Consider the following 14,033-nt stretch of genomic DNA (forward strand, 5'->3'; position numbering starts at 1 on the left):
CGCAACTTCTCTGTCAGTTCCGGTTTATTTCGAAAGAAGCTGGAGATGCCGCGACCACTGCCGCGCCAACCCCGCCATCCGCGCTGTGCGCGCCTTCCTTTTCCCTGACCGCTTCTGCGCGGCCTACACCTGCCATCTGCGCCTGTCTCGCCCCTTCTCCCGTCGTTCCAGGTGTTACCCGTCCGTAGAATCCGTCTTTTTCCGGGAGAACGGCCCTCAGGGCCCGCGCCGCCTCGGCCAGGGACGCGCCGGTCGTCATCAAGTCGTCGACGAGAACGACCCGCCCACCGCCGCCCAGCAGCCGTTCACCACCCGGCGCCACCTCCAGAGCGCCCGCGAGATTGTCCAGCCGCTGCCGTGAGTTGAGCCCCGACTGGTCGGCCACGGCGCGTCCGTGCCGCAGCACGGCCGCCACCCGCGCCGGCGTCCCGGACCGCCGCAGTCCGGCCGCCGCAGCGAGCGCGATCCGCCGCGCCGGGTCGTGCCCGCGCGCCCGCACCGCCCACCGCGCCGACGGCACGGGTACGAGCAGCACCGGCGCCCCGGAGCCCGCCACTTCGGACTCCCGGCCTCCGGGACCGAGTCCGGCCCGCACCGCCCCCGCCAGCGCCGCTCCCAGCGGTCCGGCGAGCATCAGCGCCCCCCGTTCCTTGTGGGCGAGGAGCGCCGCCCGCACCTGGTCCTCGTACGGAGCCGCAGCGTGCACCACCGGCAGTCCCGGCGGCTCCGGGTCCGGTCGTACACGGCTCGGCGCGTCCCCCGTCAGAGCGGCACGGCACTTCGGGCAGAGCACCGTGCGAGGCCGTCCACAGCCTCCGCACTCGGCCGGAAGCACCAGGTCGGTGAGGTCCTGCCACCACCCCCGCATGCCCACCACTCTGCCAAATCCCGCAGCACCCGGGCCAGCCCTGTGGACAACTACCTGTGGACAACTCCTCGCACACGTCGGCACGTTGTCCCCCACACGAGGGACGAAGGTCGCGCCGTACCGCAGGGGCCGGAGGAACTCAGCCCGGATAGACCGGCGCCATCCCCGTCTTGACCACCGTCTGCCACTGCGAACCGCTCGACAGACGCACGATCCCGTCCTCCGAGTGCGCCACCAGCGGCAGCCGTTCGTCCTCGGAGGCGGCGATCTCCTTCACACCCGTGAGCGCGGAGGGGGCAGGACCGACCGGCGTGGAGCCGTCGACCTGGACGTACTGGATCTGCTGCACACCACGGGCCTCGCGCCCGACCACCACCAGCCGGCTGTCGCCGGCCCAGGACATGGCCGTGACCTCCTCCAGCTGCGGTGCCACGGACCGCAGTTCATGGATCGCGACGGAGTCCTCCTCGCCCGCGCCCTCGGAGTCACCGCGTTCGATCCGCCCCATGAGCAGGGTCGTCCGCTTGCCGTCGCTCACCATGAGCGCGATCCGCACCCCGTCCGCGGCCACCCGCACCGCTTCGATCCGCCCTTCCAGACCGGGCGTCGAGACCACCAGCGGGTCGCCCGCGCCCTTCGGCAGCAGGAGCAGCCGGGAGTCCTTCGGCCCGCGGTCGGCCACCCACAGGTCGCCGCTCGCGTCCCAGCTGGGGGTCGTCAGCCCGTCGTCCTGCGACGTGGCCGTGCTGCGCAGCACGGCCTCCCCGAGCGAGCCCCCCGACGCGAGGGAACCGACGTACATCGAGCGCCCGTCGAGGGACACCCCGGCGGCGGTGTCCTCGTCGCGCGAGACGGCGGCCGCCCGCAGTTCCTTGGCGCCGTCGCCGAGGGCACCTGGCACCGGCTCGGGCTCCTGGTCGCTGCCGGCCCCCGGTATCCGGACCAGCCGCTTCTCCCCGTCGATGAAGTACTCGTACTCGGCCCGCTTGGCCGGACCGTGGACGACGTAGACCTCGGCCTGGTTGGTGTTGATCACGCACGACTGCGTGCCGTCCGAGCGCTGCAGCTCCACCTCGTCGATGCCCGTGGGCGTCAGATCCTGGAGCGTGAACAGGATCTGGGCGGCCATCTCCGTGCACTTGGACTGCCCGACCCGGTCCGCCTTGGCGTTCAGCGGCACCGTCAGCCGGTTCTTGTCGTCAGGCGTCAGCGACTTGACGCCCTTCTTCAGCGCCGTACCGGTGGGGAAGCTCGACCTGACCACCGGCTTGAGCCAGCTCGTCGGCCCTTTGAGGACCGAGCGGACCATCTGCGTCACCGGGTCCACCTGCTCCCGTACGTAGACGGGGTCGGCGACCGCGCCGAGCTGGACGCCGGTCCTGCCCTGCGTGTTCGAGGCGAAGTAGTACTTGTTGACGGACTCGTAGTTGCGCTGGAAGTCGGACATGCCCATCACCAGGCCGGCCGGCAGGGCGTCGATGCGCCACTCCTTGCCGCCGTCCGACGTCTCCTGCTCCGAGAGGTGCACGATCTCGTCGTACGCCCCCTCGGCGGGCTTGTAGGCGAACTGCGAGTCCACGGTGGCGACCTTGGTGCCGATCAGCGAGTACGCGTAGTCGCCGGTCGCCTCCCTGCTGCCGCTGTGCTCCGCCACGGTGTTCGGTCCGTCCGCGAGCACCGTCGTCGACGCGTTGGGACGCCACTTCTTCGACGCGCCCTCGGTCAGGTACTTGCGGGCCGTCTCGAATCCCGGGTCGTCGCTCGTGAGCGCTTCGAGGAAACCCTGGACGATCTCCTCGGGCTGCGCGTTCTCCCGTGGCGGCATCGCGAAGACCCTGACCTGCGCGTCCGGCCGCTGGGAGGCCTCGACGTCGCGCAGGTCCCCTTCGTCCGGCATCGACGCGCACCCGGCCAGCAGTACGGTCCCGCAGGCGGCGTACACCACCGCACGTGCCGGACGCCGACGGCCGCCCCGATCGCGGTCAGCGCCCACGAGACCCCTCCCCATGCTTGAGCTGTTCCGGCTGCCCGCCGGCTTCCGGACCGTCCTCGGACGGCTCCTCCTGCGGCGTTTCCCCCGGTGCCGCGGCCGGAGGCCTGGTCTCCGCGGCGGGCCGCGGCACCACGCGCGCCCCACTGCCGGGCAGCGCCGCCGGATCCACCGCGCCCGCCACCCTGGGGTCGCGCGACGGCATCGGCGGCACGGCCCGCTCGGCGGGCTGCGCCGGCACCGTGGCCAGCTTCTGCGTACCGCCGAGGGGCAGCCCGGCGTCGTTCAGGCCGCGGTTGCGCCGCGAGTCCTTGGGCTCCAGCGGTATCGGCGAGCCCCGCAGCGGCTCGTCGGCCGTCCGCGGCACCGTCAGCCGGAACTGCGAGCCCCCGCCGGGTTCGCCCCACGCCTGCAGCCAGCCGCCGTGCAGCCGCGCGTCCTCCAGGGCGATGGACAGGCCGAGACCCGTACCGCCGGTGGTACGCGCGCGTGCCGGGTCGGCCCGCCAGAAGCGGCTGAACACCCGGGTCGCCTCACCGGGCTTGAGCCCCACTCCGTAGTCGCGCACCGCGACCGCGACGGCCCCGCCCGCGGACGCGAGCTTGACCACGACGTCCTTGCCCTCGCCGTGCTCCACGGCGTTGACCACGAGGTTGCGCAGCACCCGCTCCACCCGCCGGGCGTCCGCCTCGGCGACCACGGGCTGCTGGTCGCCGACGACCCGTATCCGCGTGCCCTTGCGCTCGGCGAGCGGCTCGGCCCCGCTGATGACCCTGCGGACGACCTCCCGCAGGTCTATCGGCTCGGCTTCGAGCGCCGCCGCGCCCGCGTCGAAGCGGCTGATCTCCAGGAGGTCCGCGAGCAGCGTCTCGAAGCGGTCCAGCTGGTCGGCGAGCAGTTCGGCCGACCGCGCGGTCATCGGATCGAAGTCCACGCGCGCGTCGTGGATGACGTCGGCCGCCATCCGCACGGTCGTCAGCGGCGTACGCAGCTCGTGCGACACGTCGGACACGAACCGCCGCTGCATCCGCGACAGGTCCTCCAGCTGCTGGATCTTCAGCTGGAGGTTCTGCGCCATCTTGTTGAAGGCCTCGCCGAGGCGCGCGATGTCGTCCTCACCGGTGACCTTCATACGTTCCTGGAGGCGTCCCGCGGACAGCCTCTCGGCGATCCCGGCGGCCATCCGTACGGGCGTGACGACCTGGCGCACCACGAGCCAGGCGATCGCCCCGAGCAGCACCACGACGAACAGCCCCGCCGTGGCGAGGGTCCCCTTGACCAGGCTGAGCGACTTCTCCTCCTGCGTGAGCGGGAAGAGGTAGTACAGCTGGTACGGGTCGCCCTTGGGGTCGTTGACCTGCGTTCCGATGATCAGCGCGGGCTGGGAGGCCTGGCCGTTGGTGTAGGAGATGCGCGTGTAGCTCTGGGCCGTGCCCGTGCCGGCGTCGACCCGCTCGCGCAGGTCCTGCGGCACGCTGAGGCTCCAGTCCACGTAGCCCGACGCACGCGGGCCGAGGCCCCGGCTGCTGCTGTCCGCGGAGGTGGTGCTGAGCGTGACGACGCTGAACGCGCCCTGGCCGCCGCTGGAGAGCGACTCGACGAGGGAGCTCATCCATCCGCTGACGTTCTGGACGGGGTTGTCGTTCGGGCCGGCGCGGTCGTCCCCGCCCGCGCCCATCGCGCTGTCGGCCTCCTGCTTGGCGACGGTGAACCCGCCCGTGGCCTGGCTCTGAGAGGCCTTCACCTTGGCGTCCAGCAGGCCGTTGCGCACCTGCCCGATCACGACGAAGCCCAGCAGCAGGACAACACCGAGCGACATCAGCAGGGTCGTGGCGACGACCTTGAGCTGGATGTTGCGCCGCCACAGCCGCATGACCGGCAGCAGCGGACGCCGCACCCAGCGCATGAACAGCCGAAGGACCGGGCTGCCCTGGACTCCGCCCTGGAGCAGCCCGCCCTCGACGAACCGTCCCCAGCGGGAGCCCGTCATCTTCCCGCCGACAGGCCGCCCCGAGCGGACCCCCGGCTCACCGGGCGCCGAAGCGGCACTGTCCCGGGACACGTCAGCTCGGTCCGGCCTTGTAACCGACACCACGGACGGTCACCACGATCTCCGGACGCTCCGGGTCCTTCTCGACCTTGGAGCGCAGTCGCTGCACGTGGACGTTCACCAGACGGGTGTCCGCCGCGTGCCGGTAGCCCCACACCTGCTCCAGGAGCACCTCACGCGTGAACACCTGCCACGGCTTGCGGGCCAGCGCCACCAGCAGGTCGAACTCCAGCGGGGTGAGCGCGATCGAGGCGCCGTCCCGCTTCACAGAGTGACCGGCCACGTCGATGACCAGATCGCCGATCGCGAGCTGTTCGGGCGCCGGTTCCTCGGACCTGCGCAGCCTGGCCCTGATCCGCGCCACCAACTCCTTTGGCTTGAACGGCTTCACGATGTAGTCATCCGCGCCCGACTCCAGGCCGACCACGACATCGACGGTGTCGCTCTTCGCTGTGAGCATCACGATCGGTACCCCGGACTCCGCCCTGATCAGGCGGCACACCTCGATGCCGTCCCTGCCGGGAAGCATCAGGTCCAGGAGCACCAGGTCGGGCTTGCTCTCACGGAAAGCGGCCAGCGCCTTGTCGCCGTCGGCTACGAAAGACGGCTCAAAACCTTCACCACGCAACACAATGCCGAGCATCTCGGCCAGTGCGGTGTCGTCATCGACGACAAGGACTCGTCCCTTCATAAACGACATCATCCCATTAACTAAATCGTTACCTGGCGTGACCTGTCACACAGCTCCGCGAGCGCCTCGGCCGTCACGGGCGACACGACGCCCTCCTCGGTGACGATCGCCGTCACCAACTCGGGCGGCGTCACGTCGAACGCCGGGTTGTACGCCTGGGTCCCCAGGGGTGCCACCGGTATCCCGCCTCCCGCTTCGACTCCCGCCACGGGCACCAGGGGTGCTGTGATCTCTGTCACTTCATGACCGGCACGCTGCTCGACCTCGATCGATGCTCCGTTCGGAGTGTCCGGGTCCACCGTCGTCAACGGCGCCACCACGATGAACGGCACATGGTGGTACCTGGCCAGCACCGCGAGCGGATAGCTCCCCACCTTGTTCGCCACCGAACCGTCGGCGGCGATCCGGTCCGCTCCGATGAGCACCGCATCCACCTCTCCCGCCGAGAACAATGACCCGGCAGCGTTGTCCGTGAGCAAGGTGTACGCCATTCCGGCGCGCGCCGCCTCATACGAGGTCAGCCGGGCACCCTGCAGCAGCGGACGCGTCTCGTCCACCCAAAGTCTGCGCAGCCGCCCCACCCGGTGCGCCGCGAGCGCCACGGCGAACGCCGTGCCCTCCCCGCCCGAGACCAGCGCCCCGGTGTTGCAGTGCGTGAGAATCCGGTGGCTGCCCCCGGGCAGCAGCTCGTCCAGCAGCGTCAGCCCGTGCACGGCCATACGCCCGCTGGCCTCGGCGTCTTCCTTGTGCAACGCCCGCGCGGCGGCCAGCGCGGCAGCGGCGGCCTGCTCCTGGCCGCCACCGGCCCGCAGCACCGCGAGGTGAGCCTCCTGCGCCCGGCGCACTCCGTAGGAGAGGTTCACCGCGGTGGGCCGCGCACCCGCGAGCGAGGCCGCCGCCCCGTCCACGTCGAACCCCCGGGCCGCGGCGAGCGCGACTCCGTACGCCCCCGCGATGCCGAGGAGGGGTGCCCCGCGCACGGCGAGCGAGCGGATCGCCTCCACCAGCGCGGACGCGTCGGTGCATACCAGCTCGATCTCTTCGGCGGGCAGCCTCGTCTGGTCGAGGAGGACCAGCACGGGTCCCTCCGGCGGCTCGTCCCACCGGATCGCAGGTATCTCGATGGGCCGGTTGTCCTCGCGGATTTGCGCGTACTGATCAGCCATCTGCTCAGTCTGCCCCGTACGGGGCAGACAATTGAAGGTGTGCAGCCCATACGGCGGCCGGTCACTTCCCGGCCGCACCGTGGCACGATGGCAGCCAACCTGCCGCCGCGACCGCGGGCGGGCACCGTGAAGGAGCGACGATGAACGACACTCCGGGCTGGGCATCGCCCGGATCTGCCCCCTCCGACGGGCAGAACGGACAGGAGCCGACGCCTTCCGGCCCTGACCGGCCCGCGGACCGTCCCGCGTCCCCGGAACCCGCGGGCGAACCGGGTCAGCCCGGCCCCGCCCCCTCCGGCCCGGGCCCGAAGTGGTCCAAGGAGCAGCCCCCGCCCGCCCAGTGGCCCTCGCCCGGCGGCGGCCCGCAGGGCGCCCCGCCCCAGACCCCGCCACCACCACCGCCCGGCCCCGGCTGGGGCGGCCAACCTCCCGCGGGCCCCGGCGGATACGGCGGCCCCGGAGGGTACGGAGGCCCCGGCGGCTACGGCGGCGGTTACGGACCGGGACCTGGCGGCTACCCCGGATGGGGCGGCGGCTGGGGAGGTCCCCCGCCCGCGGCCAAGCCCGGGGTGATCCCGCTGCGCCCGCTCGGCGTCGGCGAGATCCTCGACGGCGCGGTCTCCACCATGCGCACGCACTGGCGCACGGTCCTCGGCATCTCGCTCACCGTCGCGGTCTTCACCCAGGTCCTCGTGATCCTGCTCCAGGGCCTCGTCCTGGACGACAGCGCCAGCACGGACGTCCTCAACGACCCGAGCGCCACCGCGGGCGAACTGTCCCGCGCCATGGGCGACACCCTGCTGAACTCCGGTGTCGTCCTGCTGATCACCCTGCTGGGCACGATCGTCGCGACGGCCCTGCTCACGACCGTGACCAGCCGCGCCGTCCTCGGCAAGTCGGTGACCACCGCCGAGGCCTGGCACGACGCCCGACCCCAGTTGCTCAAGCTCTTCGGCCTGACCTTCCTGCTGCCGCTCATCGCCGTCGCGATCGCCGCCGTGGGCATCCTGCCCGGCGTCCTCGTCGGCCTCGCGGGCGGCGGTGACGGCGCCGTCGCACTCGGCGCCCTCGGGGGCCTGGCCGGGGCCGTCGTCGCGCTCTGGATGATGATCCGCTTCTCCCTGGCCTCGCCGGCCCTGATGCTGGAGAAGCAGAGCGTCTGGAAGTCGCTGAGCCGTTCCGCGAAACTGGTCCGCGGCTCCTGGTGGCGGGTCTTCGGCATCCAGCTCCTCGCCACGATCATCGCGAACATCGTCGCGTCGATCATCGTGATCCCGTTCGCCTTCCTCGCCTCCGCGCTCAGCGGAGACGGCATCGGCAGCATGCTCGACAGCGGCACCGGCGACCTCGGCTGGACGTTCCTCATCGTGAGCGGCATCGGCTCGGTGATCGGCTCCATGCTGACCTTCCCGATCACCGCCGGGGTCACCGTGCTCCTCTACATCGACCAGCGCATCCGCCGCGAGGCCCTCGACCTCGACCTGGCCCGCGCGGCCGGCATCCAGGACCACGGCTCCGGCGCCCCCGGCCCGACCCCGGGGAGCTGACGGAGTGAGCCTGGCGGGGGGAGTTCTCACTGCGGTACGGGCGCTGCCACGCGCCGACGGCGAACCACCGGTGACCGTCCCGCGCGATCCCGCGCGGGAGGCCGCCCGGCGTGAACTGTCGAAGCGGATGTACCACGAGAACGACCCCAGCCTCCTCCGCCGTGCCCTGGACGCCTTCTGGAAGTGGGTCGGCGAACTGCTCGACACGGCCTCCTCGGCGACCCCGGGGGGCGGACTCGGCCTCCTGGTCATCGTCGTCGCCGTCATGGCCGTCATCGGCGCCCTCTGGTGGCGCCTCGGCTCTCCCCGCCGGGGCCCCACCTCGACCGCCCCCCTCTTCGACGACCGGCCCCGCAGCGCCGCCGAGCACCGCGCCGCCGCCGAGGCGCACGCGGCCCAGGGCCACTGGAACCAGGCCGTCCAGGAACGCATGCGTGCCGTCGTCCGCTCCCTGGAGGAACGCGCCCTGCTCGACCCCCGCCCCGGACGCACCGCCGACGAGGCCGCCGCCGAAGCGGGCCGCACCCTGCCCGCCCACACGGACCGGCTGCGGGCCGCGGCACGGGACTTCGACGACGTCACGTACGGCGGACGGACCGCCACTACGGAGACGTACCACCGCCTCGCACAGCTCGACCAGGACCTGGAGCGCACCCGACCGGTCCTCACGAACAGCGCGGGCCGGGGGGCCGCGACATGACACCCGAGGCCCCCACGGCAATCCCGACTCCGGCCGCCCCGCCCAGCACCTCGGCCTCGCCCACCGTCCGCCAGGTGTGGACCCGCTCGCGCGGCGTCGTTCTCGCGTTCGTGATCCTCCTGGTGGCCGCCGTCGCCATCGCCGTCGTACGCTCCGGCGCCCAGCACGGCAGCCTCGACCCGCGCTCCGCCGACCCCAAGGGCAGCCGGGCCGTCGCCGAACTCCTCGCCGACCGGGGCGTGTCCACGCGCGTGGTCACCACCCTGGCTGAGGCGAGCACCGCGACCGGCCCCGACACGACACTCCTGGTCGCCCGCCCCGACCTGCTGACCGACCGCCAACAGGACCGCCTGCACTCCGCGTACAGGAACTCCGGCGGGCGCACCGTCCTCGTCGCCGCCGGCACCCCGTCCGTCGGCACCCTCGCCCCCGGGGTCGACGCCGACCCCACCCCGAGCTACGACTCCACGCTCTCCCCCCACTGCGCCCTGCCCGCCGCCCGACGAGCGGGCACCGCCGACACGGGCGGCATCCGGTACGCGACGGACACACCCGGCGCCGACACCTGCTACCCCAGCGACGGCCTGCCCACCCTGCTGCGCCTCCCCGCCTCGGAGGGAGACGGCGACACCGTCGTCCTCGGCGCGCCCGACATCCTGCAGAACGAGCGCCTCGACCAGGAGGGCAACGCCTCCCTCGCCCTTCAACTCCTCGGTTCCCGCACCCACGTGGTCTGGTACCTCCCCTCGCTCTCCGACGACTCGGCCACCGACGCCGGCGACCGCAGCTTCCTCGACCTGGTCCCCTCCGGCTGGCTCTGGGGCACGCTGCAGCTCTTCATCGCCGCACTGCTGGCCGCCCTCTGGCGCGCCCGCCGCCTCGGCCCGCTCGTCCCCGAACGGCTCCCCGTCGCGATCCGCGCCTCCGAGACCGTCGAAGGCCGCGCCCGCCTCTACCGCAAGTCCAACGCCCGCGACCGTGCCGCGGGAGCTCTGCGCTCCACCACCCGCACCCGCCTCGCCCCCCTCGTCGGCGTGTCCCCCGCTCAGGCGCACGCGCCCGAAACCCTGCTCCCCGCCCTGTCCGCCAGGCTCCGCCAGGAAGGACAGGCCCTGCACTCCCTGCTCTTCGGACCGCCGCCCCGCGACGACGCGGCCCTCATCGCACTCGCCGACCAACTCGACGCCCTCGAAAGAGAGGTACGCCGTCCATGATGGCCCCGACCACTGACAACGCCGGGAACACCGGGGACGCGAGCACCGCCCGCGCTTCCCTGGAAACCCTGCGCGCCGAGATCGCCAAAGCCGTGGTCGGCCAGGACCCCGCAGTGACCGGCCTCGTCGTCGCTCTCCTGTGCCGCGGACACGTCCTTCTGGAGGGCGTCCCCGGAGTGGCCAAGACCCTGCTCGTCCGCGCTCTCGCCTCCGCGCTGGAACTCGACACCAAGCGCGTCCAGTTCACCCCGGACCTGATGCCGAGCGACATCACGGGCTCCCTCGTCTACGACGCCCGCACCGCGGAGTTCTCCTTCCAGCCCGGCCCGGTCTTCACCAATCTCCTCCTCGCGGATGAGATCAACCGCACCCCTCCGAAGACCCAGTCGTCCCTCCTGGAGGCCATGGAGGAACGCCAGGTCACGGTCGATGGCACCCCGCGCCCGCTCCCCGAGCCGTTCCTGGTCGCCGCGACCCAGAACCCGGTCGAGTACGAGGGCACGTACCCCCTCCCGGAAGCGCAGCTGGACCGTTTCCTCCTCAAGCTGACGATCCCGCTCCCGTCCCGCCAGGACGAGATCAACGTCCTCACCCGCCACGCCGAGGGCTTCAACCCCCGTGATCTGCGCGCCGCCGGCATACGTCCCGTGGCGGGCCCGGCCGACCTCGAAGCGGCCCGCGCGGCCGTCGCCAAGACCACGGTCTCCCCCGAAATCACCGCCTACGTAGTGGACATCTGCCGCGCCACCCGCGAATCACCGTCCCTCACCCTCGGCGTCTCCCCCCGTGGCGCCACGGCGCTCCTGGCCACGGCCCGCGCCTGGGCCTGGCTGACGGGCCGCGACTACGTCATCCCGGACGACGTGAAGGCCCTCGCGCTGCCGACCCTCCGCCACCGCGTCCAGCTCCGCCCGGAGGCCGAGATGGAGGGTGTGACGGCCGACTCGGTCATCAACGCGATCCTCTCCCACGTCCCCGTCCCCCGCTGATGGCCCTCACCGGCCGCACCGCCCTCTTGGCGGCCCTCGGCACCCTCCCGGTGGGCATCTGGGAACCCAGCTGGACGGGCATCCTCGCCGTCAACGCGCCCCTGGCTCTCGCCTGCGCGTGCGACTTCGCCCTGGCGGCACCGGTACGCCGCCTGGGCCTGACCCGCTCCGGCGACACCTCCGTACGCCTCGGCGAAACCGCCGACGTCACCCTCACGGTCACCAACCCGTCGGGCCGTCCCCTGCGCGCCCGTATCCGTGACGCCTGGCCCCCGAGCAGCTGGCAGCCGGGCACGGAAGTCGCGGCGTCCCGCCACCGCCTGACGGTCCCTCCGGGTGAGCGCCGACGCGTCACGACACGCCTGCGCCCGACCCGCCGCGGCGACCGCCGGGCCGACCGCGTCACCATCCGCTCGTACGGTCCTCTGGGCCTCTTCGCCCGCCAGGGCAACCACAAGATCCCCTGGACGGTACGCGTCCTGCCGCCGTTCACCAGCCGCAAGCACCTCCCCTCGAAGCTCGCCCGCCTGCGCGAACTCGACGGCCGCACCAGCGTGCTGACCCGCGGTGAGGGAACCGAGTTCGACAGCCTGCGCGACTACGTCCCCGGTGACGACACGCGCTCGATCGACTGGCGGGCCACCGCCCGCCAGTCGAGAGTCGCCGTACGCACCTGGCGTCCCGAACGCGACAGGCACATCCTTCTGATCCTCGACACGGGCCGCACAGCCGCGGGCCGCGTCGGAGACGCCCCGCGGCTCGACGCCTCCATGGACGCGGCCCTCCTCCTGGCGGCTCTCGCGTCCCGCGCCGGCGACCGGGTGGACCTGCTCGCCTACGACCGCCGGGTACGCGCCCTGGTTCAGGGCCGTGCAGCGGGAGACGTCCTTCCTTCGCTGGTCAACGCCATGGCACACCTCGAACCGGAACTCGTCGAGACGGATGCCCGCGGCCTCACGTCCACCGCGCTCCGCACGGCCCCGCGCCGCTCACTGATCGTGCTCCTCACGACCTTGGACGCGGCCCCCATCGAGGAGGGCCTGCTCCCCGTACTCTCCCGCCTGACCCAGCGCCACACGATCCTGGTCGCCTCGGTATCGGACCCGCACATCGAGCACATGGCAAAGGCACGGGGAAACACAGAGGCCGTGTACGAGGCCGCCGCAGCCGCGCAGGCCCAGGCGGAACGCCATCGCACAGCAGAGCAACTGACGCGGCACGGTGTCACTGTCGTCGACGCGACCCCGGACAATCTCCCGCCGGCTTTGGCGGATGCATACCTGGCCCTCAAAGCCGCCGGTCGTCTCTGACCTGCGTTCTCCCCTCTCCTGGACCTTTTCCTGGAAAGGGGAAAACGCAGGACAGGCGACAAACGCAAAAAAGCCCCCGCACCGAAGTGCGGGGGCTTTCTCGTAATATTTGTTCGGCGGCGTCCTACTCTCCCACAGGGTCCCCCCTGCAGTACCATCGGCGCTGTAAGGCTTAGCTTCCGGGTTCGGAATGTAACCGGGCGTTTCCCTCACGCTATGACCACCGAAACACTATGAAACTGACAAACCGGAGCCGTGACCATGGCTACAACGGTTGTTCGTGGTTTCAGAACCAACACAGTGGACGCGAGCAACTGAGGACAAGCCCTCGGCCTATTAGTACCGGTCAGCTCCACCCCTTACAGGGCTTCCACATCCGGCCTATCAACCCAGTCGTCTACTGGGAGCCTTAACCAATCAAGTTGGTGGGAGTCCTCATCTCGAAGCAGGCTTCCCGCTTAGATGCTTTCAGCGGTTATCCCTCCCGAACGTAGCCAACCAGCCATGCCCTTGGCAGGACAACTGGCACACCAGAGGTTCGTCCGTCCCGGTCCTCTCGTACTAGGGACAGCCCTTCTCAAGACTCCTACGCGCACAGCGGATAGGGACCGAACTGTCTCACGACGTTCTAAACCCAGCTCGCGTACCGCTTTAATGGGCGAACAGCCCAACCCTTGGGACCGACTCCAGCCCCAGGATGCGACGAGCCGACATCGAGGTGCCAAACCATCCCGTCGATATGGACTCTTGGGGAAGATCAGCCTGTTATCCCCGGGGTACCTTTTATCCGTTGAGCGACGGCGCTTCCACAAGCCACCGCCGGATCACTAGTCCCGACTTTCGTCCCTGCTCGACCCGTCGGTCTCACAGTCAAGCTCCCTTGTGCACTTACACTCAACACCTGATTGCCAACCAGGCTGAGGGAACCTTTGGGCGCCTCCGTTACTCTTTAGGAGGCAACCGCCCCAGTTAAACTACCCATCAGACACTGTCCCTGATCCGGATCACGGACCCAGGTTAGACATCCAGCACGACCAGACTGGTATTTCAACGACGACTCCACCCGAGCTGGCGCTCAAGCTTCACAGTCTCCCAGCTATCCTACACAAGCCGAACCGAACACCAATATCAAACTATAGTAAAGGTCCCGGGGTCTTTCCGTCCTGCTGCGCGAAACGAGCATCTTTACTCGTAGTGCAATTTCACCGGGCCTATGGTTGAGACAGTCGAGAAGTCGTTACGCCATTCGTGCAGGTCGGAACTTACCCGACAAGGAATTTCGCTACCTTAGGATGGTTATAGTTACCACCGCCGTTTACTGGCGCTTAAGTTCTCAGCTTCGCACGCCCGAAAGCGCACTAACCGGTCCCCTTAACGTTCCAGCACCGGGCAGGCGTCAGTCCGTATACATCGCCTTACGGCTTCGCACGGACCTGTGTTTTTAGTAAACAGTCGCTTCTCGCTGGTCTCTGCGGCCACCCCCAGCTCATGGAGTAAATCCAATCACC

At 70.6% G+C, this 14,033-nt stretch carries 10 protein-coding genes and 2 rRNA genes; 5 read left to right on the plus strand and 7 right to left on the minus strand.

Features of this window, described 5'->3' with window-relative positions; genetic code table 11:
* Positions 1 to 13: 13 nt before the first annotated feature.
* From ACFWGJ_RS19010 to mtnA, 5 genes are all read right to left on the minus strand, one after another.
* The gene (locus ACFWGJ_RS19010; RefSeq protein ID WP_387325707.1) at positions 14 to 868 is read right to left on the minus strand and encodes a ComF family protein; all 855 of its coding nucleotides are present in this window, start codon (positions 866 to 868) and stop codon (positions 14 to 16) included.
* A 139-nt stretch (positions 869 to 1,007) separates the two neighbouring features.
* Positions 1,008 to 2,861, minus strand: a complete 1,854-nt coding sequence (locus ACFWGJ_RS19015; protein WP_387325709.1) for an LpqB family beta-propeller domain-containing protein — start codon at positions 2,859 to 2,861, stop codon at positions 1,008 to 1,010.
* Positions 2,851 to 4,920 (minus strand): MtrAB system histidine kinase MtrB, encoded by a 2,070-nt coding sequence (mtrB, locus tag ACFWGJ_RS19020; protein ID WP_387325711.1) that lies wholly within the window; start codon positions 4,918 to 4,920, stop codon positions 2,851 to 2,853. The genes ACFWGJ_RS19015 and mtrB overlap by 11 nt, the downstream gene beginning before the upstream one ends.
* 1 nt (position 4,921) lies before the next feature.
* Positions 4,922 to 5,611 carry a two-component system response regulator MtrA gene (gene mtrA / locus ACFWGJ_RS19025; RefSeq protein ID WP_188114266.1) on the minus strand — a complete coding sequence of 230 codons (690 nt, stop codon included), beginning with the start codon at positions 5,609 to 5,611 and terminating at the stop codon, positions 4,922 to 4,924.
* A gap of 8 nt (positions 5,612 to 5,619) precedes the next feature.
* Complete coding sequence (mtnA, locus tag ACFWGJ_RS19030; protein WP_387325713.1) at positions 5,620 to 6,765, minus strand: S-methyl-5-thioribose-1-phosphate isomerase; 1,146 nt, start codon at positions 6,763 to 6,765, stop codon at positions 5,620 to 5,622.
* Between the two features lie 140 nt (positions 6,766 to 6,905).
* On the opposite strand from mtnA, the gene ACFWGJ_RS19035 reads away from it, so the two are divergent.
* From ACFWGJ_RS19035 to ACFWGJ_RS19055, 5 genes are read left to right on the plus strand one after another with little or no spacing between them, the layout of a single operon-like run.
* Positions 6,906 to 8,312 (plus strand): hypothetical protein, encoded by a 1,407-nt coding sequence (locus ACFWGJ_RS19035; RefSeq protein WP_387325715.1) that lies wholly within the window; start codon positions 6,906 to 6,908, stop codon positions 8,310 to 8,312.
* Between the two features lie 4 nt (positions 8,313 to 8,316).
* Positions 8,317 to 9,012, plus strand: coding sequence for a DUF4129 domain-containing protein (locus ACFWGJ_RS19040; RefSeq protein WP_387325718.1), 696 nt, complete (start codon positions 8,317 to 8,319; stop codon positions 9,010 to 9,012).
* Entirely contained in the window at positions 9,009 to 10,226 is a 1,218-nt protein-coding gene (locus ACFWGJ_RS19045) for a DUF4350 domain-containing protein (RefSeq protein ID WP_387325721.1), read from the plus strand. The genes ACFWGJ_RS19040 and ACFWGJ_RS19045 overlap by 4 nt, the downstream gene beginning before the upstream one ends.
* A complete protein-coding gene (locus ACFWGJ_RS19050) occupies positions 10,223 to 11,215 on the plus strand; it encodes an AAA family ATPase (protein ID WP_387325724.1) in 993 nt (330 codons plus the stop codon). Before ACFWGJ_RS19045 ends, ACFWGJ_RS19050 begins: the two co-directional genes overlap by 4 nt.
* Positions 11,215 to 12,525: a DUF58 domain-containing protein gene (locus ACFWGJ_RS19055; RefSeq protein WP_387325726.1), complete on the plus strand. Its 1,311-nt coding sequence runs from the start codon at positions 11,215 to 11,217 to the stop codon at positions 12,523 to 12,525. Before ACFWGJ_RS19050 ends, ACFWGJ_RS19055 begins: the two co-directional genes overlap by 1 nt.
* A 111-nt stretch (positions 12,526 to 12,636) precedes the next feature.
* Here ACFWGJ_RS19055 and rrf read toward each other — a convergent pair.
* Together rrf and ACFWGJ_RS19065 are read right to left on the minus strand one after the other, a co-directional pair.
* Positions 12,637 to 12,753, minus strand: a 5S ribosomal RNA gene (gene rrf / locus ACFWGJ_RS19060).
* Positions 12,754 to 12,841: 88 nt separating this feature from the next.
* Positions 12,842 to 14,033 (minus strand): 23S ribosomal RNA (locus ACFWGJ_RS19065); the annotation flags it as partial.

It is taken from the genome of Streptomyces sp. NPDC060205 (assembly GCF_042728395.1).
Classification (GTDB): Bacteria; Actinomycetota; Actinomycetes; order Streptomycetales; family Streptomycetaceae; genus Streptomyces.

Coding starts and splice junctions, on each gene's coding strand:
- ACFWGJ_RS19010 (WP_387325707.1), bottom strand. CDS start 868: ATGCGGGGGTGGTGGCAGGACCTCACCGACCTGGTGCTTCCGGCCGAG.
- mtrA (WP_188114266.1), bottom strand. CDS start 5,611: ATGATGTCGTTTATGAAGGGACGAGTCCTTGTCGTCGATGACGACACC.
- mtnA (WP_387325713.1), bottom strand. CDS start 6,765: ATGGCTGATCAGTACGCGCAAATCCGCGAGGACAACCGGCCCATCGAG.
- ACFWGJ_RS19035 (WP_387325715.1), top strand. CDS start 6,906: ATGAACGACACTCCGGGCTGGGCATCGCCCGGATCTGCCCCCTCCGAC.
- ACFWGJ_RS19045 (WP_387325721.1), top strand. CDS start 9,009: ATGACACCCGAGGCCCCCACGGCAATCCCGACTCCGGCCGCCCCGCCC.
- ACFWGJ_RS19050 (WP_387325724.1), top strand. CDS start 10,223: ATGATGGCCCCGACCACTGACAACGCCGGGAACACCGGGGACGCGAGC.
- ACFWGJ_RS19055 (WP_387325726.1), top strand. CDS start 11,215: ATGGCCCTCACCGGCCGCACCGCCCTCTTGGCGGCCCTCGGCACCCTC.